The organism is Ruminococcus sp. RTP21204st1_B2_RTP21204_210225, assembly GCF_040914135.1.
GTDB lineage: Bacteria > Bacillota > Clostridia > Oscillospirales > Ruminococcaceae > Hominimerdicola > Hominimerdicola aceti.
This window is the reverse complement of sequence record NZ_JBCPGA010000002.1, coordinates 129,205-152,683: the sequence shown is the minus strand read 5'-3', so window position 1 is coordinate 152,683 and position 23,479 is coordinate 129,205. Positions and strand designations below refer to the sequence as shown.

The window sequence follows — 23,479 nt, the reverse complement described above, 5'->3', positions numbered from 1 at the left end:
TGAGATCGGGGTATAATATAGATAGTACGATTTGAGGAGTAATTTTATGAAGTCAAGAATAAGAAGTGCTATACCGAAAAAGATAATCGGCATAAATATCAGTTCGCAAAAGCGTGATATCATTGAAGATATTGCTAAAAGCGAAAATGCGGAGGCTGTTTTCTTTGACAATGAGATAATGGGACAGCAGGTGGGATATCTTTGCGGTTTCAAGGGCTTTGAAAGGTCTGAGAAAGTGGGAGAGGATATTGCTGACGAATGTCTTATTTTTTCGGGCATTGACGGCAGGTCACTTGACCCAATACTGAAAAAGCTCAGGGAGAAAGGTTCAGCAGTGGAACTGAAAGCCATTGTCACGGCACACAATCAAAAGTGGAACGTTGGCGAGCTTATAAAAGAGCTGCGGCGTGAACACATTTACATGAACGGAGGTGACAGAGATGAAAAGTAAATACAAGGCTATTATTTACATTATTATGTCGGCTTTTTCGTTTGCATTCATGTTCGCATTTGTGCGGCTTTCGGGAGACTTACCGACGGTGCAAAAGACCTTTTTCAGAAACTTTGTGGCGTTGTTTTTCGCTATTGGAGTGCTAAAGAAAAATCACATACGCTTTCACATTGATGGCAAAAAGAACAATGCGGTCATTTTTGTGAGAGCGCTTGCTGGCACGCTAGGAATGCTTGGAAACTTCTATGCCATAGATCATCTTGTGCTGTCTGACGCTTCCATGCTAAACAAAATGTCACCGTTTTTCGTTATCATTTTCTCTTTTATTTTCCTTAAAGAGCGGCTGACTTTCTTTCAGGGTTTCACTGTAGTTTGTGCATTTATAGGAAGCTTGTTTATCATCAAGCCGAGTTTTCAGAATGTGGACTTCTTCCCTGCCCTTATCGGTTTTCTAGGAGGAATGGGAGCGGGACTTGCTTACGCTTGCGTAAGATACTTAGGACAGCATGGAGTAAATGGTGCGGTGATAGTTGCATACTTCTCGGGATTTTCCTGCTTGTTCACCCTGCCATTTCTAATATTAGATTTCCACCCTATGACGATTTTCCAAATACTTTGTTTATTGGGAGCTGGCGCAGGTGCGGCAGGCGGGCAGTTCGCTATAACTGCGGCTTACACTCACGCTCCTGCAAGGGAGATATCGGTTTATGATTACTCGCAGTTGATTTTTACCACGATTTTGGGATATTTCCTTTTTGGAGATATTCCTGATGGCTGGAGCTTTCTTGGATATTTTATCATAATTGCCATGGCTGTGCTTGTTTTTCTTTACAACAATGTTTGGCACAATGACAGCGAGGTCAAGGGCTGACAAAAAGGCAAACAAAAAAGAGCGTTTTTACTTTCTCGGTAAAAACGCTCTTTATTATTTATATTGTGGTTTAAGCTCCGCCTGCGATAAATCTCTTGAGATCCTGTGGGTTTACGCACTTTTCAAGCGCAACGTCCATGGAGATCGTTCTCGAACGAACGAGCTTTGCAAGCTCCTGATCCATGGTCTGCATTCCTGTTGCTTTACCTGTCTGCATAGCTGAACCGATAAGATGCACCTTATCGTCACGGATCATAGCTTTGATAGAGTCTGTTGCATTAAGAATCTCACAGCAAGCTACACGGCTTGTGCCGTCGAATGTACGGCAAAGTGTCTGAGTACAGATACCTACAAGAACGGAAGCAAGCTGAGTTCTGATCTGATGCTGCTGGTGAGCAGGGAAAACGTCGATGATACGGTCGATAGTTGACGGTGCGGACGTTGTATGAAGTGTACTCATAACAAGGTGTCCTGTTTCAGCGGCGGTAACAGCAGCTTCGATAGTCTCGAAGTCACGCATTTCTCCTACGAGGATAATGTCCGGGTCCTCACGGAGAGCAGCACGGAGAGCAAGCGAGAAGCTCGGTACGTCAGGTCCGATCTCTCTCTGGTTTACCATACATCTCTTATGAGCGTGCATATACTCGATAGGGTCTTCGATAGTGATTATATGAGCTGATTTATGGATATTTACATGGTCGATCATTGCGGCAAGAGTTGTTGACTTACCTGAACCGGTAGGGCCTGTTACAAGCACAAGTCCACGAGGTCTCATTGAGAACTCTGCAAGGATAGGTGGCAGGTCAAGGTCGGTAAGGGTCGGGATATCGTTTCTCAAAAGACGGAGAGCGATGGCCGTGTTTCCTCTCTGACGATACACGTTTACACGGTGACGGAAACCTCTTGAAGATACATATGTAAAGTCGGTATCAATATGGTCTTTGATAGACTGACGCTGCTTATCTGTACACATATCCTCGCATATTTTGAGAATTTCGATCTCGGTCATATCAGGATATGAGGAAAGCTTTCTCAGGTTACCGCCCTGTCTAACTATCGGCGGAATACCTACGGTGAAGTGCAGGTCGGAACAGCCAAGGGCTCTTGCTTCATCAAGAATTTTGTTAATGTCGATTGCCATTAGAATTTACCTCCATATATTTCTTTTTTATACAGCATATGTTACACGGATAAGTTCGTCCATTGAGGTCTTGCCTTGCTGAACAAGCTCTGAAACGTTGTCACGAAGCAGGTGACAGCCCTCTTTCTTTGCAAGCTCCTGAATTTCGTCAGCTTTTGCTCCCCTTGTGATAAGAGCCTGCATAGACGGTGTTGCGAGAAGGATCTCATGGATAGCGGTTCTTCCCTTATATCCTGTGTTATTGCACTTTGGACAGCCACATGGGTCGTACACCTGTACTGAATGGTCAAGACCCATAAGCTCGTTTTCTTCCTCAGTTGACATTCTAGGCTTTTTGCACTCAGGGCAAAGCACCTTTGTAAGACGCTGAGCAACGATACCGATAAGTGATGTTGCGACCATGTATGCCTCAACGCCCATATCCACAAGTCTTGTTACAGTAGAAGCGGCGTCATTGGTATGAAGTGTTGACAGAACAAGGTGTCCTGTAATAGCGGCACGGATAGCGATCTCAGCAGTTTCGGTATCACGCATTTCTCCGACCATTATGATGTCAGGGTCCTGACGGAGGATAGAACGAAGGGCTGCACCGAATGTCATGCCTGCCTTTTCGTTGATCTGGCACTGGTTTACGCCCTCTATCTTCTTCTCGACTGGGTCTTCGACAGTGATAACGTTGTTGCTTGGTTTAGATATTTCGCCAAGTGCGGCGTAAAGTGTGGTAGATTTACCTGAACCTGTAGGGCCTGTTACAAGGACAACTCCCTGCGGCACTTTCAGGCACGCCTCAAATCTCTTATAGTTATAATCTGTCATACCCAGGTCGGTTATTTTTCTAAGGGACATATCGCCTGTTGCGAGGATACGGAGAACGACTTTCTCACCGTACACCATTGGAAGGTTAGATACACGGAGGTCAAGAGTTGTGCCGTCAACGACCTGTGACATACGACCGTCCTGTGGGATACGCTTTTCGGCGATATTCATGCCGCTCAAGATCTTGAAACGGGTAACAAGCGAAGTATGAAGTGCAGCGGAAAGAGTCATAAGCTCGATAAGGTCGCCGTTTACACGGATACGGATAACGGTTTTATCCTTGAATGGCTCGATATGTATATCCGTTGCATCCTGACGCTGGGCGTTCTCGACAATAGCGGTAGCAAGTTTAACGATAGGAGCGTTCTCAATTCTCTCCTCGGAGATATCCTTGAGCTCTTCAAGGTTAAGCTCTTCCTCTTTTTGCTTTGTAGCTTCGTCAACAACGGAGTTAACCTGACCTTCTGAGTACATCTTACCGATTGCACGGTTGATAGATGACTTTGTGGCAAGGACAGGTGTTATGCTGCAGCCTGTGATAACACGGAGATCCTCGAAAATATAGAAGTTGATAGGGTCATTAGTTGCAACGGTCATACGCTTGCCTATTTTGCTGACTGCGATGACGTTATACTTTCTTGCAGTTGCCTCCGGTATCTTCTTGACGATATCAGGCATAAGCTCAGTATTATCAAGGTCGATATAAGACACATTAAGTCGCTCGGCAAGGACCTGACAGAACTGAACATCGGTAACGAGCTTCATGTCAATAATGACATCACCAAAAAGTCTTCCCTTTTGCTCCTTCTGTTTGGCAAGGACTTCCTGAAGCTGTTCTTCAGTTATAAGACCTTTCTGTACCAGATACTGACCGATAGGGCCGTTTCTCATATATATTACTCCAATCCTCCGCATTGATTTAGGGATCCGACGCTGCGGAAACGTCTGCTGCGGTGCAAAAACCGCAAAAAAATCATATTATCTATTGTAATCTTCATGAAAGTATGATAAAATTAATATATTAACTAATGAATCCAAAGGAGGATCACTGTGGATAATTTAACCTTATCATACATAATCATTTATGTATTTGTGTTCATTTTCGGAGCGTGCATAGGCAGTTTTCTTAATGTCTGCATATATCGATTGCCGAAAAATGAGAGTCTTATCAAGCGAAATTCTCACTGTATGACCTGCGGTGAGCCGATCAAACGGCGTGACCTGATACCGATAGTAAGCTGGTGCATACTTCGTGGAAAGTGTCGAAGCTGCGGTGCAAAGATATCGGCAAGATACACTATAGTTGAAACGCTGAACGCACTGCTCTACTTATGGGTATTCTACCATTTTAATGGAATTTTCAATCCTCTGCGTGCGGCACTTGTCTGTCTGTTATTCTCTGCTCTTATCGTTGTATTCTTCATGGACTGGGACACTCAGCTTATCAACACATATGTGGTGATATTCATAGGTTTGCTTGGTATTGCAGAATACATCTTCTGCAGAGATCAGACGGGACTTACGCTTAAATCACACTTGATTGGATTTTTCATTGTGAGCGTGCCTTTGCTTATTATTTGTCTTATCACACATGAGAAAGCAATGGGCATGGGAGATGTATATCTCATGGCAGCCGCAGGGCTGTTTCTCGGAATGCAGGGTGCTTTGGTAGCGCTTCTTATCGGACTGATAACAGGCTCGATCGGTGGACTTATCCAGAAGCACCGAAGCGGTGATTCAGTATTTGCATTTGGTCCATATCTCTCCATAGGAATTGCTGTTGCAGCTTTGTACTCAGAGCAGATCGGTTCATGGTACATGGACTTTACTGGCCTTAACGAGATGATGAACGAAGCAATGCTGATAATAAGATAATTGCACAAATTCCGCAGTTTGATACTGCGGAATTTTTTTGCTCAAAAAATCCTCTTAATAGAAGTTTTCTGTTAAGGGGATTTTTTCAGCAATCAGACCCGTGGTGGGGTCTGATCGTGAAAGACTATAAACTACATCTTTACATAATATGTTTTTCCAAGATCACTGGTTGTAAGAGTAACATTAGTAAAGGCATTATCAATATTTTGCCACTCTTTTTCCCAAAGATTTACACGGCAAGGAACGTTATAAGGAATTGTTGCAGTTATAACATAACGAACTTCTCTGCCCTTATACTTAGAAATATCAATATTAGAATTACCAGTAAAGTTGTCTACAATGACTTCATTATCCGTTTCGTTGACTATCTTAGCATTCATATTACAAAAGTATCCATACATATAGGAATAATTATTACCTGCACTACAATCAATTATAATGGTAACTCTATCCGACTGACTGGTAGGCAAAGATGGCTTTTCAACAAATACAGCTTCAAACACTGTATCTCTAGTAATTGTAACACTGGTTATCTCGTCTGATGTACCTTCAACGACCCACTTAGAAAAAACCTTATTAGCGTCTGACGAAACAGGGGTAGCTCCTGGATAATTTGCATACTGTCCATCAGAAACATAAATAGTTGAGGCATTTATTAAAGAACCATTTAATTTAAACTCAACCTTATGCTTGTTCTGTACAACTGGAACGAAAACAACTGAGCTATCTGTAATAGAAACATCAGTAAGACCCTTTGAGTTATCTGATTTGTATACCCACTTAACAAAATCCTGTTTTATAGTATCCATGTCAGTTGGAATTCCCGGGTCATTTGCAAAGTCGCCATCATAGACTTTTGTTGTTGTAAATGTAGAACCGTTGATATTCTCAAACGTTACATTAAATTGGGCTTTCGGTGCAACAGGCGGATAAACACAGGAGAATACCATATCCTTATTTATTGTTACGCCTGTTGTAAAATCAGCAACGTTATTCTTGCTGTCTACCCAATAAGGCGTGCCATAACCTGTTCTTGATGGCATAGAAGGTGGAGTTTTATAAACTGTACCCGCCTTGACAGACTTAGTATCTATCTGTTTACCACGAAGCGTTGAATCAGGGTCGCTTGCAGAGTAGATAAACTTTACACTGTATGTTTTTGAACTTGAAACTGTTGTCTTATCGTAGAAAATATAAGTATATGTGTTTGAAGCGTCAAGGCTGTAATACTTTTCCTGCTGAGCTGTGCAACCTGCAGGAGCAGTGGTTGCCTGAGGATATGTGACATAATCAGGAGCTACAGAGAAATCTTTATAGTCATTAACATTGTATGAATCACCTTCATCTATGTTAATATTTGTGAGATTTACTGCTGCATCCTTTTTATACTTTGTTTTCGTAAAAGTATAGCTTCCGTTCTCATATGTTGGCTGATAAGCTGTAAGAGAAACGTCGAGAGTATACATTTCCTCAATTTTGCTGATACTTGCATCGATATCAAACTTATAATTGTCGTAAAAATCAACGCCTCTTGCAACAGCAGAATTATTAAAGTTTAAGCCCTCTGTATTTACATTACCTACATTGAGGATACAGCCTTTTGCACCCATTCTCTTTGCGGCTGTATCCGTGTCGCTGCCTGAATAGTTTTTCAGACTATAGCCACGAAGATTATTATTGTCAATAACGATACAGTTTGAATAGGTCACACCGCTTGCACCGATAGTACCAGAGTTTGAAACATCAGGCACACCAATATAATCTTTAAGCACAAGAACATTGGTCGAATATCTAAGCTCATCATCAAGATAGTCTATAAGACCTGAACCTATGATATTGCTTTCCATTGTTGCATCAGCGTCATGATAAACATTATTTGCAGGTTTGATCATATTAAGGATAGCTCCGAGGATCACGCCGAAAATCGTTACCACAACGATAAGCTCAACAAGGGTAAAACCCTTGCGGTTTTTATTCATTTTCAAGATCCTCCCTCCTTATGGTGTTGATTGTGCATCGTCATATTCAGCCTGGTTTTTGTAATCAGAGCCACCCATATAATGGATAACTACATAACCTGTAGCTTTACCTGACGCATCTTTTTCAAGATAATGGTCAAAGGTCGCATCTGTGATCTTAAATGCAGCTGCATCGGCTGTTGGAGTGCTGCTGTAAAGATCAGATGACTGTGAGAAGCCGAAATAATCGCTTCCTGTTACGCCTGAAAGCACAACGCCAAACTGCTGATTTCCACCGTCACCGATAGGGATAAGAAGTGAATTTCCTGATGAGTTATTATTTACATCAAAGAACTTTCCGCCTGTAAGCTCAGGCGTAAGAGCATAGAAATTCATATCTGCCCCTGAATTGTTATAAAACTTTACCCAGTAAACGCTCTTTTCAGGATTAGGCGTAATGTTTATGTCCTTACCCTGAAGAAATTTGAGCTGATAGCCTGCGTCTTCATCAATATTATTAAGCTTTGCTTTAAAGCCATAGGCTGTAGTATTGAACTTTATACCGCTTCCAAAGTCTGCCTCAAGGGCAAACTCATTTGTAGTTTTGCCACTTGAAGAGAACTTGTTTACCTTCAACTCGTTCATATTGACGGTCTTGTTATCATTATACTGCTCGGCATTTACTGCCTGAGTATACATTTCATTGTTGCGGTAGTAGTTTTCAAGATTCTGTTTTTTTGCCGCTACAGCAACTGTAACAAGCATAGCTGACATACCTGACAAAAGTGCCATTGCTATGATGACCTCTACAAGAGTCATACCCTTTTTATTTTTGCTGTTCTTTTTCATGAGTATACTCCTTTCAATTAATAGTGATCATATCTGTCAAGAGTATATCCGAACGCTGAATCGTCCTTACCGCCCTTCGCATTCTGCATTACAGAAGTAGTTGAAGGCTTAGTGTATACATAGAACGCTGTATTGGCGTTACCAAAGCTGTTTGCGATAACTACGCCGACCGCACAGCACTGAACGGTCATTTTTCCGCCTGCTGAGTCTGTTACCACAAGTCCGCCAAGACCGCTTGTTGCGATATTAACGATAGCCTGTGGTGAATAGAATGAGCCCTGGAAGAAGCTTTGATCTGTAGCGTTAAGTGTTGTGTTCTCACCAAACAGGAAGATGATGCTGCTGTTTTTCGGTCTGTAAGAGCCTGCAACATCTACAGATGTAGGGTTGAGAACAAAGCCGCTCTGTGGTAAGCCAGGGTTACCCTTTGTATTATTGAGAACAGAAGAATCAAACATACGAACGTAAGTATCATAATCAAATACCTTAAGTCCCTTAAAGCTATAGTTACAAGCACTAGAGCCTGAATGCTGTGACTTGCCTGTTACTGAGTCGATACCATTAAGTGTAATAGCACTGCCTGAGTCTGAAACAAAATAGCAGTTGTATTTTCTGTCACCTGTAGTCGTATCAATTATAGTTGAACGATTTCTAACAACTATTACAGGTGACCATTCTGCTCCAAGATTAAGACCATTCTGAAGTCTTATAACGATATCACCCGAAGAATCAGAAACATCAACGAGGATCCTTGAACCATTGCCATAATCATTGAACGAAAGATCAGATGCCCATGTACAGCTTGATGTTATTCTCAATTTGTAGCGGCTTGTAACTGGAGTCTTAGCTCCTGTTCCTGTAAGGTCTATTAGCTCAGTAAGCGTGTAGTCAACATTATTCCAATAGCTTGGATCGCTTGCAAAGGTATTGAAAGTTTTAGTGTTTGAGCCATCATAGAAAGCCTGATATTCATCAGAGATCGTTGTCACATTAGTATCATTGCTCATGAAGAAATCTTCCGGATAATATACATAGGCATCAGCAGATACAGGTATCTGTGGCTTTGCGTCACGACCTGCTTTGCTAAGAACAGCTCCTTCATGAATATTTGAAGCCTGGCAGACGATCTTATCTTTACCCGTGATAGTGCCGGTAACATAAACTGAGCCTGTTACCTTAAGTGACTTTGTGACATTAAGATCACCCTCGACATAGAGAGAGCCATTGATCGTCTGACCATTTGCACCAAATGTTGCATCGCCATTATAAGCACCTGCGCCCTTATAAACGTAGAAGTTACCATACTGTGTATAGTAATTTCCGCCAATGTTAGCTTCACAACAGAACAAATCGACATCAAAACCTGAAGAACCAACGTCCATATGGTTTGAAGTGGAAAGCTTCTGACCGATATTAACATAGTTATATCCGTCTGCTCTTGCCATTGTGGAGTTGATGCGGAATTCATTTGAAACATCAAGGTTTTCAGAAATTGTAACAGTTGAACCCTGCTTTTCACCTACAAGACTAGGCTTGAGCATGATAAGAGGCTGAGTTGAAACCTCCAAAGAACCATACATAAGATAAGAACCATAGATACTGGTATTGTTTGTAAATCTATAGACCTTACCAGTTGTATTATTGATACCAGCCATATCACCGATAACGTTAAGGTTATCGTAACCTGCGCCGCCGTTACCAACAAGCTCGATAGTATTTGTATACTCGGCAGGCTTTGTAACTGACTGCGTGGAAATATGAGCTGCTACCTTTTCAGTTTTTCCCAGATAAGTAGTTTCACAGGTAACAACGATATTTGCAACACTTGTACCCTCCTGTGCTACAGTTATCTTTGTGGTACCGATATTATCGCTTTTACCGTCACCGCCGTTGTAACTTACAGTAGTAGTAGTACCCTTACCGCTGTTAGCACTTGCCAGCTTTTTAAGGTTATCTATGGCCTTTTTCTGCTGAGCCTTTGCAGTAGGGTCATTGGTAGGAGCAGTATCAGTTTGTATCTGATTAATAAAGCTTTCAAGAGTAGATGAAGCTGTCAGATAAGCCTGTTTGCTCTTATAGTTATCATTTGTTTTTGTCCTGTTTACCGAAACATAAGAAACAGTTGCAGTCAAAAGTATTGACAGCATGAGCATGACAGCAACCGCTGTGAAAAGCACGACTCCGGGTTTGTTTCTTTGTTTCCTCTTCGGAGTATTCTTCATATTAACCACCTTTCTTAGTTTTATTATCACTTATGCTATACTTTTTTCATTTTACACAAGTTGATTACTTATATAAAATTTTTAATCATTATATAGCACTAATTGGCAGGATAAGAAATATTCCTTATCCTACCAAATAGTTTTCTCTTAGCTGGCAGAAGGATCAGCAAGCTTCTTCAAAACGTACATATTGAGTGTCATTGTACCGGAGATCTCGCTTTCGTTGACATTCTCAATGTTAACATTCTGGATAACCATGCTCTTTTCGTTGTTTGTTGTCAGGTTGTCAGCAAAATTCTTGAAACCTGAAAGCGAGCTTTTGAACTGAATGTCAAGGCTATAGTAACCTATTGTCTGTGCAGCTGTTTCATTGGTATCAGCTGCATTTTCATCTGTGTTTGCGTCTGCAGCTGATGAATCAGTTTTGCTTGCATTATTGTATTCATCTACCTTAGTGTCAAAATCAGTAGCTGTTGCTGTTGACTCATAAGCAAAAGGTGAAAGAACTGTGCTGCCGTATGATGAAATAGTCATATTGGAGTTTTTGATCTTTACATCATCAACATTAAAAAGCTCACGAACCTTATCAGTAGCCTTGTATGCTACCTGATAATCATAGAAGTTAGCTGCGACCTGTGAGGTGCTTGTATAAAGTGTCTGAATCTCAGCGGCAAGGTTCTTATCCTTGTCTACCTGATCTTCAAGCTCGCTGAGCTGTACCTTTGCTGATTCCAGATCACTGCTTGCCTGACTACACTCATCAATGGCAGGCTTAATAAAGAGCATAAAACCTGCAACAATTATAAGCAGTACGAATACTACTATCAAAATCATTTTATCACGATAATTCAACTTCATAATTATTCACCCTCGCCCTCTTCTTTAAGATAAAGTGTCAGCGAATCAAGCGTTACGCCTGAGCTGCCGTCTTCACCGATCGAATATCCGTTGTATCCTACATCTTCCTGGAAGAGTCCTGTACCTACAAGGGCATCGATTGCTGTTTTTACATCTGACTGATCATCAAGCTCAACCTTAGTAAGTGTTACTGTACCAGCTTCAAGGTTATATGTAAAGCCTTCATACTTGAAAGAACCAAGAGCTTCCTTGATGTCGTCAAACATCTCACTTGACACGACCGGAAGTGTTTCAAGAGCTGCATTTGCTGATGTAACATAGTTTGAATAATCCTGCATGATCTTCATCTTATTGTGAAGTATCTGGTTCTGGGCGATCTTCTCATTGCAAACAGCTATCTTATCATTAGTCTTGTCTATATCTTTCTCGATAGAACTCTTCCTGAGATTAATAACAAGTGTTGCACCTGCGATAAGCACTGCGGCTGCCGCAGCGAAGATACCGCCTGTCATGAGCAGCGAACCCATTCCGCTGTTGCCGCCCTTACCTGTGGACTGATCGACTTCGAGGAGGTTGATCTTCTCTGTAGCCTTGTTTCTCTTATAGAGAGCACCGATAGCATTAGCGAATACTGTAAACTCGAAGTTCTCGAAACCTGTGATCTGAGCAGGCACACCGAGAACGGAAGCCTTTATATCAAGACCGTCAAGAGCGTCAACGAGTTTGATGTAGTCCTCGATAAAGCCATAGAGAATAACATTTTCAAGTCCTGAACCGCCTCTTGCCTTATTGAACTGCTCCATTCTGAAGATGTTCTCGTTAAGAGCTTCAGTGATATAATCGTCAGAATCATAATCTTCTTCTGAGATAGGAACGTATCTGGCGAATGCCATCTGTCCATTCTCAAAAAGTGTAAGACCAAGGAAGTTCTTATCGATCTGGCAAACCAACAGTGGCATTTTCTCCATGTTGGACTTGTCAGCAAGAACGATTCTTGCGATAGAGTTACATCCGATGTTAACAGATCTGAGGTTCATGCCCATAATGTTATAAAGCTTTCTGTAGCTTTCAACTATCGTACTAGGGCAAGCTGTTGCAAGCACCTTCACTGCACCAGGATTATCCTCACCTGCTTCACCTACTACTGTATATGAGATAGAATACTCATCTGTGATACCCATTTCCTGGCTCATATGGTTCTGTACCATAAGCAGGAACTCATTACCCTTTGCCTTTGGAACTACAAGCTCCTTGAATACGATGTTGCTCGATGAAAAAGTAACGATAGCGTCCTTATCCATCATATCCTCAGCCTTGAGCTGAGTGAGCAGTAACTCAGACAGACCTGAAAGGTTGATGACCTCACCATTAAGGATCATATCCTCAGGAATGTCCACCTGCAAAGATCTCTCGATCCTTATCTTGTTAGAGGAGTTATCACCTTTAACAATGTTGATTTGTCTATCAGAAATATCAAATGATAGCATTTATTCCTTCACCTCTTAAATTATTTTTCAAAACAAATATCTTCCCTCTCCGTTTTAAAGGAGAGGAGATATTTAAAATTAACGAACATAAAATGCAGACCCTTAGTTTTCCAGACCTGACAATGAACCGTAGAGCAGTGGGAAGATACCCGCAAGGCAAAGACCGATCGCAACACCCATGAACACGATGAGCAATGGTTCCATAAGTCCTACAAGTCTTGTAACGGCTGCGTCTGCTTCTTCCTCATAGTAGTCAGCAGTTTTCTCAAGGATCTCATCGAGAGCACCTGATTCCTCACCGACATAGATGATGGAAGTAAACATTCCTTCAAATATCTCTGTTTTTGCAAGTGACGCTGAAAGCGGTGCGCCCTGCTTAACTTCATCAACTACCTGAATGAACATCTTATCAACATAAGCATTTCCAAGTATTCTTGACGAACGTTCAAGACACTCTACCATTGGGATACCGCTTGAATAAAGTGATGAAAGAGTTCTTGCGAAACGACCCTCGTAGATCTTTACCATAAGCTTTCCGGCGGCAGGCATCTTTATCTTTATGTAGTCAAATTTAAGTCTGACTGACGGTACTTTCAAGGCGTATATCCAACCGAATATCAAAACAACGACCACGATAAGAATGATATACCATTTTGCCTTGAAAAAGTCACTGAATGAGAAGAGAGCCTTAGAAAGTGCAGGCATCTGATCCTCTGGCATAAGACCTGCAAATATAGGCATGATGAACGTAAACATACCGATTACCATGACGATACAAAGAACGCCAAGTATGATAGGATAAGTCATCGCACTCTTTACCTTATTGTTCAACTTGTTTGAGTTTGCATAGTAATCGCTCAGACGCTGCATTGTCATATCGAGCGTACCTGAGGTCTCACCTGCGTCTACCATTGAGATGAAAAAGTCCGGAAAGCTTCCTCTTCTTGTATCGAGGGCCTCGGTAAAGCTCTGACCTTTCTGAACATCGTCATAAACGCTTCTCCAAACATCCTTTGCACCCTTATTCTCCTCTTCCTTATAGAGAATGTCGAGCGCTTTAACAATGGTAAGACCCGATGTCATCATTGCCGCAAGCTGACGGCAGCAGAAAGCAAGTTCCTTAGTATTGAACTTGTGCACAGATTGTTTGCCTGCACCGCCCAATGCTTCTGAATAACTTATACAGAAAAGACCTTGTTCGTGGATCTTGTCCAGTACTTCCTGTGCATCCTCAGCCTCATAGATACCCTTTATGGTTTTTCCCGAGGTATCCTTAGCAACATAGGAAAATTTCTTCATAATATGTAGATACACCTCCACTTATTTATACATTTTGTGCATTCATAACAAAAAACTTTAAAAATACACAAAACGCATTTTTATAATTATAACATTATTTTCATCTTTTCGCAAGTGATTGAGTGCTTTTTAAGCGTTAATTTGTTTACAAAATAATCTTCACAAATTTATCGAATTTGTACAAATAGAATAATTAAACTAACATTTTAAATAATATTTAATATTTAAAGCGAGTTCATACAGATTTCTGATAGTAAATACTCTTATTTATGTTCAAATAATACAATTTATACTTTATTATCTGTCTTGCCAGCACTAAAAGATTTCATACTTTTGAGAATGACAGGATGCTTATGAACATACACTTTATAGGCTATCAGATAGAAACAATAGGACGCTGCAAGAAGAAGTCCTATGCCGAGGATCACGCTTACAAGGTAGTTCATGCCCACGCCTTCATTCAGCCATATACACGGATAATAAAGCACCTTATAGAAGATATCTCCCTTGCCCTCCTGACTGAATGAATCCCTGAATATTGCAGGAATAAAATACACTAGAAGCATAAGAAGATACACTATTGTAATATTGACCCAGCTCCAATTTTCATATGCGGCATGGCGTTTGCCGTCGTCATAAAAAAGTCTTATGAAAAATATAAGCATGACCGCAAAGCCTATAAATGAGTCTACATTACTATTTGTCATAAAGCTTTTGAAAGCAGATGTGCTTGACGGAAAGACCGTAACCAGAGCCGGTATCAGCACAATGCCTGCAAAGGCTGAAAACAGCGTAAGAACGATCATTATCCCTATTCTCGACAGAATGTACTTTAAAAATTTTATTGGCTCCATAACTACCTCCGTTTTATTCTTTTGCTTTATAAAGTCTTTATACTTTACATCTCATCTTACACGATAAAGTTTTCAAACTTTACATCTTTCAATTATCTGACATAGTTTTATCAAAGAGTTTATCCACAAGCTCTCTTAGATATATATTTTCTGTACGCTCAAGATTAGGGTCTGCGTTTCTGATAAGCTGTGCGGCTTCCTGTGCTTTTCTTAGTATATCCATATCCTGTGACATATCCGCTATCTTCAATGCAGGAAGGCCATGCTGTCTGCTTCCAAAAAAGTCACCGGGACCTCTGAGTTTAAGATCTTCCTCAGATATCTTAAAGCCGTCGTTAGTCTTGCCCAAAATTTTAAGCCTTTTCACGCTTTCCTCATTCACGTTGTCTGTAATGAGGATACAACTTGATTTGTATTTACCTCTTCCCACACGACCACGAAGCTGGTGAAGCTGGGAAAGACCAAATCTGTCGGCATTTTCTATTACCATTATTGCCGCATTAGGCACGTCAACTCCTACCTCCACAACTGTTGTGGAAACGAGCAGGTCTATTTTATGCTCCTTGAAGTCGTTCATGACCTGTTCTTTCTGAGCACCGCTCATTCTGCCGTGAAGAAGTCCCACAGTGTAATCTTTAAACGTACCCTGAGAAAGCTTTTTAGCATAGGTCTTAACGTCCTGCAAGTCCATATCACTTTCCTCTATCATTGGACAGACTATATAACCCTGTCTGCCTTCGTCAAGATATTTTTTAACATAGTTAAAAGCACGCTCGCGAAGCTTTCCTGTAACGGCATATGTTTCAACGGGATGTCTGCCCTTAGGAAGCTCTTTCAGTACAGAAATATCAAGGTCGCCGTATATCATAAGGGCAAGAGTTCTAGGGATAGGTGTGGCTGACATAACAAGCTTATGGGGATTTTCACCCTTTGAAGCAAGTGCAGCACGCTGTTCAACGCCAAATCGGTGCTGCTCGTCTGTTATGACAAGGGCAAGCTTTTTGAACTTCGTTGTCTGCTGAACAAGAGCGTGTGTTCCAACTGCAACGGCGTATTCACCGTTTTCAAGCCCCTCTTTCACAAGCTTTTTCTGTTTTGCGGTCATAGAGCCTGTGAGCAGTGCCACCTTTACGCCTAGCGGTTCAAGGAAGCCTTTCAAGGTTTCATAATGCTGTTCTGCAAGTATCTCAGTAGGCGCCATAAGTGCGCTCTGACAGCCATTTTCATACACAAAATATGCCGCTCCTGCCGCAACTGCGGTCTTACCCGAGCCAACGTCGCCCTGAACGAGTCTGTTCATAGGCTGTTCTTTCTGCATATCTCTGATACAATCCTCTATGGCGGTTTGCTGGCTGTTTGTAAGGATAAAAGGCAGAGCGTTATAAAAGCTGTCCATATCCTGCGTTTTCAGCACAAAGCCGCTTTTTTCACGGCTTCGGCTTTTCATAAGCTGCATACCAAGCTGCAAAACAAGAAGCTCGTCAAAGACAAGGCGATTTTTCGCAAGCTCGCAGATGTGCATATCTTTTGGAAAATGTATATTCTCCAAAGCATATTCAAGAGAACAGAAATTATACCTTTGCATTATGCTTTTTGGCAGCGGCTCATAGATATTCTTATTAAAAACATTCAGGGCGAGCCTTACTGTTTTTCTGAGCATTTGCTGACTAAGACCCTCTGTGAGGTGATAGACAGGCTGGACTTTATCTTCCGTATCGGCCGAAAGTATCACAGGAGAATTTATCTCTTTTCGCACAAGGTTTCCTGTTATCCTGCCGCAGAGGTAATACTCTTTATCCACTTCAAGCTGTTTATACATATACTCGCTGTTATAGATAACTATTACAAGGTCGGTGACGTCGTCGGTAAAAATGACTTTGTACACTGACAGACCTTTTCTAATATGGGCTTCAGGGAGCTTTTTAACTACTCTACCCTTTACTATGCAAGGCTCGTTAATTGGTGCGTCGGCTATGGGCACGGGGGAGGTATAATCGATATAACTTCTTGGATAATGACAAAGCAGGTCATAGACCGTTTTCACGCCTAATTTCTCATAACATTCGGCACGCTTTTCCCCAACGCCTTTTAGATACTCTATTGGTTTTTCAAGATCTTTTAACAAATCCTCACCACCTGTCAGCTTTTACTTCACTTAATACGATTATATCATATATCACATAAAAGGTCAATGACTTTTATTCAAATCATACATATTTACGCCATTTTCCCTGTGCGTTTTGCATTTTTGCACAAAAAAAGAACAGATGAAAAAATCATCTGTCCTTGATAAAAACTATATGTTATTATATTTTCTCGCCAAACTCAGAATACTCGATAGAAGCTCTGATGAAATCTCTGAACAGAGGGTGCGCTCTGTTTGGTCTTGACTTGAACTCTGGGTGGAACTGAACACCAACGAACCATGGGTGTACATTCTTTGGAAGCTCTACTATCTCAACAAGCTTTTCGTCAGGTGAAAGGCCTGCAAGCATAAGACCCTTATCTTCAAGAAGCTTTCTGTATTCATTATTAAACTCCCAACGGTGACGATGACGCTCACGGATAAGATTCTGTGGTGCTGAATAGATCTCAGCACATCTTGAATTGTCTGCAAGCTTGCATGGATAAAGGCCAAGTCGCATCGTGCCGCCCTTTTCTGTGATATCTTTCTGTGAGTCCATGATGTCTATAACAGGATATGGAGTGTCACCAAACTCGGAAGAATTTGCCCCTTCCAGTCCTGCAACGTGTCTTGCAAACTCAACAACAGACATCTGCATACCGAGGCAGATACCGAACATTGGTATCTTATGTTCTCTTGCATATTTGATAGCTTCGATCATGCCCTCGATTCCTCTGTCACCAAAGCCGCCCGGTACGATTATACCGTCGCAGCCGTGGAGCATTTCAGCTACAGTGTTCTCATTGAGATTTTCAGACTGTATCCACTTGATATCAACTTCTGCGCTGTTCTCAAAACCGCCGTGACGGAGAGCTTCTGCTACGGAAAGATAAGCGTCCTCAAGCTCAACATACTTGCCAACAAGACCGATAGTTACTTTCTTGTTGCAGCTATGAACTCTGCCTATCATTTCCTGCCACTCTTTAAGGTCTGGCTGTCTGCACTCAAGCTTAAGATGATGACAAACAACATCTGCAAGGCCCTCTTTTTCAAGCCAGAGAGGCACTTCATAAAGTGATGGTGCTGTAAGATTCTGTATAACGTCCTCTGCTCTTACGTTGCAGAAAAGGCCTATCTTCTGCTTCATATCCTCTGGTATCTCCATTTCAGAACGAAGAACAAGGATATTAGGCTGGATACCGATAGAAAGCAGTTCCTTTACGGAATGCTGTGTAGGCTTTGATTTAAGCTCCTTTGAGCCTGAGATATAAGGCAGCAGGCACACATGTATAAATACGGAATTTTCTCTTCCAAGCTCGATAGAAGCCTGTCTGATAGCCTCGAGGAATGGTGTGGACTCGATATCGCCAACTGTTCCGCCGATCTCTGTGATAACTATATCTGTGTCAGTTGATTTGCCTACCCTGTAAAGACGATCCTTTATCTCGTTGGTGATATGAGGAACGACCTGAACTGTGCCGCCAAGATAATCTCCTCTTCTCTCCTTATTAAGAACTGTCCAGTATATCTTACCTGTGGTAACATTTGAATTGATAGAAAGATTTTCGTCGATAAATCTCTCATAGTGACCAAGATCAAGGTCAGTTTCCGCACCATCGTCAGTTACGAAAACCTCACCATGCTGATAAGGTGACATTGTGCCTGGATCGACATTTATATACGGGTCAAATTTCTGAATGGTAACGCTGTAGCCCCTTGCTTTTAACAATCTTCCCAGTGACGCAGCGGTTATGCCCTTTCCAAGACCTGATACTACACCGCCTGTTACAAAGACATATTTTGTAGGCATATCATTTCTCCTCCATATATCAAAAATAAAACACAAAAAAATCAGGTGAGATCATGTGGACACAACTCACCTTTTCGCTCTTACTAATATCATAACAAATTTTTATACAAAAGGCAAGTGTTTTTTCTATTTTTCTCTGAATTTTTTATAAATTATCAAATAGCTGAAATAAGCTCTTGTAAAATTGTTGTAAATTAAAGCGGTTTTATTTGATTTTATAAAAATTGATGTAATTTTAAAGTCAAATTCGTACGAAATTTATGTTGTAATTTGAGGTAAAATAGTATATACTATTATTGTATTATGCTTAAACGAGCTATAGACTTCCGGCTTGCTGACTTTAATCGGAAACGAGGTTTATTTTATGGACAACGACAACAAGAACACCTCCAACACTCAGGGAGATAAGGATTTACAGTCGCTAATATCCAATGCAATAGAAAATAGAAAGATACTTGATGCTTCAAACTCAAACGGACCTACGGGGGTCATACCTATCCCCTCAAAGGAACAGCAGAAAGCTGATCCGACACATGAGTCTGATCCAAAGCAGGATAAGACGCCAAAAAAGAAAAAAGGCTGGAGCAAGAAGAAAAAGACGGGTATTGCTCTTGGAATAATATTTGTAGTATTCATTATTATAATTGCCATTATCGTAGGTTTGTTTTTCCACTACACAGGAATGCTTGACAGAACTAAAGACACTAAGATAAATTCAGGCAGAGCGCCTATAAATTCCAGCGAGCTTACAAGTGAGGCGGATACATTTGACGCAAAGGAAAAAGAGGACGAGCTTAAGGCTCAGCTACAAAAGCAGTCCTCCAAGATATCCAGCGAGGACGTAACGAACATTCTGCTCATTGGCGAGGATATCCGTGATACAGAAGAGGAGAGCCGTGGAAATACTGATGTTATGATGATAATTTCCATAAACACCAAGAACAAGACTATTACAATGACCTCCCTTATGCGTGATATGTACATTTACATGGCGCAGTTTGACGAGGGCAACAGGCTCAACAGCGCTTACTGGCACGGTGGCTGTGAGTATCTTGAACAGTGTATTGAGGATTATTTCGGTATCCAGATAGACAGATACGCAAGAGTGAATTTCTACTCGTTTATAGATATAGTTGAGACTGTAGGTGGCATCGACATGGAAGTGTCAAAGGCTGAAGCCGAGGGCATGAAGAAGCCGATGGCTGAACAGAATAAATACCTTAAAAATAAGAAAGGCACTGACTATATAAGCGACGACATATTTGCGGGCAAGAGTGATGAGGATAAGGTAAAGCTTCATCTTAACGGAAATCAGGCACTTGCGTTTGCAAGGCTTAGATATGTAGGAAATTCCGACTATGAGCGTACCGAACGTCAAAGACGTGTTATCTCAGAGATCATAACCGAATCCAAGAAGCTCAATCTTGTTCAGCTTGACAAGCTTCTGAACAAAGTCCTTCCTGAGATAAACACAGACCTTACTGATGGAGAGATCGCAAATCTGCTCCTCAATGCTTTTGACTATATGAAATATGATATCCAGCAGCTTAGAATACCTGCTGACGGCTATTTCACAAACGAAGTCATCTATAGCATGGACGTGCTTAATCCGGACTTTGCCGCAAACTCTGCATTCATTCAATATATAGTTTACGGCAGTTGTAAAAACATTGACGAAGCTATCAAGCAGTATCAGGAAGAAAATGCTTACAACTACAGCTATGACACTGGGTATTACGGCTACTAACTGAATAATTGATATCCGCTTTCCTTTGGGGAAGGCGGATATTTTTTTGCTTTCTGCAAAAAATATAAAAAATGGTTGACAAATACCCATAAGGGGTATATAATATATATGCAGCAAAAGATACCCCGTATGGGTATTTGATATAGTAAGGAGGCAAAAAACATGGACAACAGAAATGATAAAGAACTGTCATGCGGCTGCTGTGATACTTGCAGGCACAAGCACACTCCCCGTGATGATAAGGAAATAAAACAGCTAAAGAATAGGCTAAGCAGAGTTTCGGGACAAATAAACGGCATTATCAAAATGCTTGACGATAACCGCTACTGCGGAGATATACTCATTCAGGTTGCAGCTGTTGAAAGTGCAATGCAAAGCTTCGGCTATCTTATTTTGCAGGAACATATGAAGACCTGTATGACAGAGGAGATACAAAGCGGCAACATTGAAGTTGTCGATGAAGTATTAGAGCTTATGAAAAAGCTTAAATAGAAAGGCAAATATCTATGAAAAAGTTAAAATTCAATGTAACTGGCATGAGTTGTGCGGCGTGTCAGGCTCATGTGGAAAAGGCTGTGAGTAAGGTAAATGGCGTAATGGACGTAAACGTGAACTTGCTTGCAAACAAAATGACGGTAGATCTTGACGAGGGCGTAACTAACGCTCAGTCGGTCATAAATGCTGTTGAAAGTGCAGGATATGGAGCAAGCGAGATAGGCGACAAAGAAAACAAAACTGCATCACCTGTTGCGGCGGCTCAGGACGAAAGTAAAAAGATGAAGAAACGCCTATGGTGGTCTGTGGGCTTTTTGATACCGCTGTTCTATATTTGCATGGGACACATGGCGAACATACCTATCCCCCCTATTTTTGCAGGGCACAAAAACATGATGATATACGCACTCACTCAGCTTTTGCTCACAGTGCCTATCATTGCAATAAACTTTCACTATTTTTCAAACGGCTTCAAAAATCTTATCCACCGCTCCCCTAACATGGACAGCCTTATAGCTCTTGGTGCGGCTGCTTCATTCATATACAGTGTTTACGGCACTTACAGAATGGCTTACTTTATGGGCAGGGGCGACCTTGGCTCGGCACATGAGTATATGATGAATCTATATTATGAGTCATGCGGAATGATACTCACACTTATCACTGTGGGAAAATATCTTGAGGCTCGCTCAAAAGACAAGACGGCTAATGCTGTGAACAAGCTTGTGAACCTTGCGCCTAAGACGGCAGTTGTTATCCGTGACAGCGAGGAAGTGGAAGTTCCTGCGGAAAACGTAATGGTGGGAGATGTATTCCTGCTCAAAGCTGGCTGGTCTGTGCCATGTGACGGAGTTCTTATTGATGGGAACTGCACTGTTGACCAATCTGCACTCACAGGCGAAAGCATACCTGTAGACAAGGCAGTGGGTGACAGAGTTATGAGTGCAAGCGTATCGGCTGGTGGTTTTGCTAAGGTAAGGTGTGAGAAGCAAGCTAAAGACTCAACACTTTCACAGATAATCGCACTCGTTGAGGACGCTTCCGCTTCAAAAGCGCCTGTAGCAAGGCTTGCAGACAAGATAAGCGCTGTGTTCGTGCCTATAGTTATAACGATAGCTCTTATTTCACTGGTAGTATGGTTGCTACTTGGCTATAGCTTCGCATTTGCTCTTAACATGGCGATATCAGTACTTGTTATATCCTGCCCATGCTCATTGGGACTTGCAACGCCCACTGCAATAATGGTAGGAACAGGTAAAGCGGCACAGTTCGGTATCCTAATAAAATCCGCTGAAAGCCTTGAAACTGCTCACAGCATTGACACTGTTGTTCTTGACAAAACAGGAACTTGCACTGAAGGCAAGCCTGAGCTTATTTCAGCGCAAGCGTTTGGTGATTTTGATGTTTCAGAGCTTAAAAAGCTTTGTGGCTCGGCAGAAAGCGGTTCATCACACCCACTTGCAAAGGCCGTTACAGGCCACTGCAAGACAAATGGCATTGAACTCTCCCCTGCTGAAAGCTACACAGAAACAGCAGGCGGTGGTATATCGGCTGTTGTTGAGGGCAGAAACGTTCTTATCGGTAACAAGCGGCTTATGGATAACAGCGGAGTTGACATATCGATGGTTGAGGAGACGGCTCATGCTCACGCTGACAATGGTGAGATACCACTTTATGCAGCGATTGACAACAAGCTTGCAGGCATTCTGTTCATTGCAGACAAGATAAAAGAGACAAGTGCAGAGGCTATAGAGGGCTTCAAAAAGGCAGGCATTGAAACTGTAATGCTCACAGGGGACAACGAGAAAACAGCTAGAGCAATACAGAAAAAGCTTGGCATTTCACAGGTAAGATCACAGCTTATGCCTGAGGACAAGGCTACAATAATCAAAGAATTGCAGGAGCAGGGCAAAAAGGTAGCCATGATAGGCGACGGAATAAATGACGCACCTGCCCTTACAACGGCAGATGTTGGAATAGCTATCGGTGCAGGACAGGATATTGCTATCGAGTCGGCTGATATCGTGCTAATGAAAAGCGATCTGAATGATGCTGTTACGGCTGTCAAGCTCAGTAGGAGCGTTATGAAGAACATCAAGGAAAACCTTTTCTGGGCGCTTATTTACAACTCGCTTGGTATTCCGCTGGCGGCAGGAGTATTCTACGGCTTGCTTGGCTGGAAGCTCAATCCTATGTTCGGTGCAGCGGCAATGAGTTTAAGCTCAGTTTGCGTTGTGACCAATGCGTTAAGGCTCAATCTTTTTAAAAGTGTCAGAGAAAACAAAGCCGCAAAGGCTGAAATAAATACTAAAACGGAGGACGGAAAAATGAAAAAGGTAATGAAGATCGACGGCATGATGTGTTCACACTGCACAGGCACAGTAACGAAGGTGCTTAATGCGATAGACGGCGTTACAGCAGATGTTTCCCTTGAGGACAAGTGCGCTTACATCACACTTGACAAGGACGTGGCTGACGAGGTGCTTTCTAAGGCGGTGACGGACGCTGGGTATAAGGTAAAGGGGATAAAATAACGCAGATATTTTATCTCACGCATAGTAATTGCGTATATGTAAAAACGGTGGAGAGTGTTTGTCATTCTCCACCGTTTTATTATTTAC

General features: G+C 41.8%; 17 protein-coding genes. 6 read left to right on the top strand and 11 right to left on the bottom strand.

Annotated features, from left to right (window positions below):
• The first annotated feature begins 46 nt into the window (after nt 1–46).
• Both AB5123_RS01480 and AB5123_RS01475 read left to right on the top strand, forming a co-directional pair.
• Nucleotides 47–451 carry a DUF3783 domain-containing protein gene (locus AB5123_RS01480; protein ID WP_117923121.1) on the top strand — a complete coding sequence of 135 codons (405 nt, stop codon included), beginning with the start codon at nt 47–49 and terminating at the stop codon, nt 449–451.
• Nucleotides 441–1,322 (top strand): DMT family transporter, encoded by an 882-nt coding sequence (locus AB5123_RS01475; RefSeq protein WP_117923120.1) that lies wholly within the window; start codon nt 441–443, stop codon nt 1,320–1,322. The genes AB5123_RS01480 and AB5123_RS01475 overlap by 11 nt, the downstream gene beginning before the upstream one ends.
• A 70-nt stretch (nt 1,323–1,392) precedes the next feature.
• Here the strand turns inward: AB5123_RS01475 and AB5123_RS01470 are convergent, their stop codons facing one another.
• Entirely contained in the window at nt 1,393–2,463 is a 1,071-nt protein-coding gene (locus AB5123_RS01470; protein WP_022286804.1) for a type IV pilus twitching motility protein PilT, read from the bottom strand.
• Nucleotides 2,464–2,490: 27 nt separating this feature from the next.
• A complete protein-coding gene (locus AB5123_RS01465; RefSeq protein WP_041337287.1) occupies nt 2,491–4,170 on the bottom strand; it encodes a GspE/PulE family protein in 1,680 nt (559 codons plus the stop codon).
• A 159-nt stretch (nt 4,171–4,329) separates the two neighbouring features.
• On the opposite strand from AB5123_RS01465, the gene AB5123_RS01460 reads away from it, so the two are divergent.
• Complete coding sequence (locus AB5123_RS01460) at nt 4,330–5,154, top strand: A24 family peptidase (RefSeq protein ID WP_041337286.1); 825 nt, start codon at nt 4,330–4,332, stop codon at nt 5,152–5,154.
• Nucleotides 5,155–5,285: 131 nt separating this feature from the next.
• Here AB5123_RS01460 and AB5123_RS01455 read toward each other — a convergent pair whose 3' ends face one another.
• From AB5123_RS01455 to AB5123_RS01415, 9 genes are all read right to left on the bottom strand, one after another.
• The gene (locus AB5123_RS01455) at nt 5,286–7,133 is read right to left on the bottom strand and encodes a type II secretion system protein (RefSeq protein ID WP_368364477.1); all 1,848 of its coding nucleotides are present in this window, start codon (nt 7,131–7,133) and stop codon (nt 5,286–5,288) included.
• Between the two features lie 18 nt (nt 7,134–7,151).
• Nucleotides 7,152–7,961, bottom strand: coding sequence for a type II secretion system protein (locus tag AB5123_RS01450; RefSeq protein ID WP_022286800.1), 810 nt, complete (start codon nt 7,959–7,961; stop codon nt 7,152–7,154).
• A gap of 17 nt (nt 7,962–7,978) precedes the next feature.
• Complete coding sequence (locus AB5123_RS01445) at nt 7,979–10,183, bottom strand: hypothetical protein (protein ID WP_368364475.1); 2,205 nt, start codon at nt 10,181–10,183, stop codon at nt 7,979–7,981.
• 147 nt (nt 10,184–10,330) lie between these two features.
• Nucleotides 10,331–11,041: a type II secretion system protein GspM gene (gene gspM / locus AB5123_RS01440; protein ID WP_347503403.1), complete on the bottom strand. Its 711-nt coding sequence runs from the start codon at nt 11,039–11,041 to the stop codon at nt 10,331–10,333.
• Between the two features lie 2 nt (nt 11,042–11,043).
• Nucleotides 11,044–12,528 carry a pilus assembly protein PilM gene (gene pilM, locus AB5123_RS01435; protein ID WP_329963424.1) on the bottom strand — a complete coding sequence of 495 codons (1,485 nt, stop codon included), beginning with the start codon at nt 12,526–12,528 and terminating at the stop codon, nt 11,044–11,046.
• Nucleotides 12,529–12,630: 102 nt separating this feature from the next.
• The gene (locus AB5123_RS01430) at nt 12,631–13,827 is read right to left on the bottom strand and encodes a type II secretion system F family protein (protein WP_117923114.1); all 1,197 of its coding nucleotides are present in this window, start codon (nt 13,825–13,827) and stop codon (nt 12,631–12,633) included.
• Nucleotides 13,828–14,114: 287 nt separating this feature from the next.
• Nucleotides 14,115–14,681 (bottom strand): hypothetical protein, encoded by a 567-nt coding sequence (locus tag AB5123_RS01425; RefSeq protein ID WP_368364474.1) that lies wholly within the window; start codon nt 14,679–14,681, stop codon nt 14,115–14,117.
• Nucleotides 14,682–14,769: 88 nt separating this feature from the next.
• Nucleotides 14,770–16,806 carry an ATP-dependent DNA helicase RecG gene (gene recG / locus AB5123_RS01420; protein ID WP_368364473.1) on the bottom strand — a complete coding sequence of 679 codons (2,037 nt, stop codon included), beginning with the start codon at nt 16,804–16,806 and terminating at the stop codon, nt 14,770–14,772.
• A gap of 181 nt (nt 16,807–16,987) precedes the next feature.
• A complete protein-coding gene (locus AB5123_RS01415) occupies nt 16,988–18,616 on the bottom strand; it encodes a CTP synthase (protein WP_022286793.1) in 1,629 nt (542 codons plus the stop codon).
• A 364-nt stretch (nt 18,617–18,980) separates the two neighbouring features.
• On the opposite strand from AB5123_RS01415, the gene AB5123_RS01410 reads away from it, so the two are divergent.
• From AB5123_RS01410 to AB5123_RS01400, 3 genes are all read left to right on the top strand, one after another.
• On the top strand, nt 18,981–20,363 hold the full coding sequence (locus AB5123_RS01410; RefSeq protein WP_337812041.1) for an LCP family protein: 1,383 nt from the start codon (nt 18,981–18,983) through the stop codon (nt 20,361–20,363).
• 162 nt (nt 20,364–20,525) lie between these two features.
• Entirely contained in the window at nt 20,526–20,855 is a 330-nt protein-coding gene (locus AB5123_RS01405) for a metal-sensing transcriptional repressor (RefSeq protein ID WP_288162494.1), read from the top strand.
• Between the two features lie 14 nt (nt 20,856–20,869).
• Complete coding sequence (locus AB5123_RS01400) at nt 20,870–23,392, top strand: heavy metal translocating P-type ATPase (RefSeq protein WP_368364472.1); 2,523 nt, start codon at nt 20,870–20,872, stop codon at nt 23,390–23,392.
• The last annotated feature ends 87 nt before the right edge of the window (nt 23,393–23,479 follow it).

What these genes read in the sequence shown, in the direction of transcription:
- AB5123_RS01430 (WP_117923114.1), bottom strand. Translation starts at nt 13,827, where the DNA reads ATGAAGAAATTTTCCTATGTTGCTAAGGATACCTCGGGAAAAACCATA.
- AB5123_RS01445 (WP_368364475.1), bottom strand. Translation starts at nt 10,183, where the DNA reads ATGAAGAATACTCCGAAGAGGAAACAAAGAAACAAACCCGGAGTCGTG.
- AB5123_RS01400 (WP_368364472.1), top strand. Translation starts at nt 20,870, where the DNA reads ATGAAAAAGTTAAAATTCAATGTAACTGGCATGAGTTGTGCGGCGTGT.
- pilM (WP_329963424.1), bottom strand. Translation starts at nt 12,528, where the DNA reads ATGCTATCATTTGATATTTCTGATAGACAAATCAACATTGTTAAAGGT.
- AB5123_RS01410 (WP_337812041.1), top strand. Translation starts at nt 18,981, where the DNA reads ATGGACAACGACAACAAGAACACCTCCAACACTCAGGGAGATAAGGAT.
- AB5123_RS01405 (WP_288162494.1), top strand. Translation starts at nt 20,526, where the DNA reads ATGGACAACAGAAATGATAAAGAACTGTCATGCGGCTGCTGTGATACT.
- AB5123_RS01415 (WP_022286793.1), bottom strand. Translation starts at nt 18,616, where the DNA reads ATGCCTACAAAATATGTCTTTGTAACAGGCGGTGTAGTATCAGGTCTT.
- gspM (WP_347503403.1), bottom strand. Translation starts at nt 11,041, where the DNA reads ATGAAGTTGAATTATCGTGATAAAATGATTTTGATAGTAGTATTCGTA.
- AB5123_RS01480 (WP_117923121.1), top strand. Translation starts at nt 47, where the DNA reads ATGAAGTCAAGAATAAGAAGTGCTATACCGAAAAAGATAATCGGCATA.
- AB5123_RS01475 (WP_117923120.1), top strand. Translation starts at nt 441, where the DNA reads ATGAAAAGTAAATACAAGGCTATTATTTACATTATTATGTCGGCTTTT.
- AB5123_RS01425 (WP_368364474.1), bottom strand. Translation starts at nt 14,681, where the DNA reads ATGGAGCCAATAAAATTTTTAAAGTACATTCTGTCGAGAATAGGGATA.
- AB5123_RS01455 (WP_368364477.1), bottom strand. Translation starts at nt 7,133, where the DNA reads ATGAATAAAAACCGCAAGGGTTTTACCCTTGTTGAGCTTATCGTTGTG.
- AB5123_RS01450 (WP_022286800.1), bottom strand. Translation starts at nt 7,961, where the DNA reads ATGAAAAAGAACAGCAAAAATAAAAAGGGTATGACTCTTGTAGAGGTC.
- AB5123_RS01465 (WP_041337287.1), bottom strand. Translation starts at nt 4,170, where the DNA reads ATGAGAAACGGCCCTATCGGTCAGTATCTGGTACAGAAAGGTCTTATA.
- AB5123_RS01470 (WP_022286804.1), bottom strand. Translation starts at nt 2,463, where the DNA reads ATGGCAATCGACATTAACAAAATTCTTGATGAAGCAAGAGCCCTTGGC.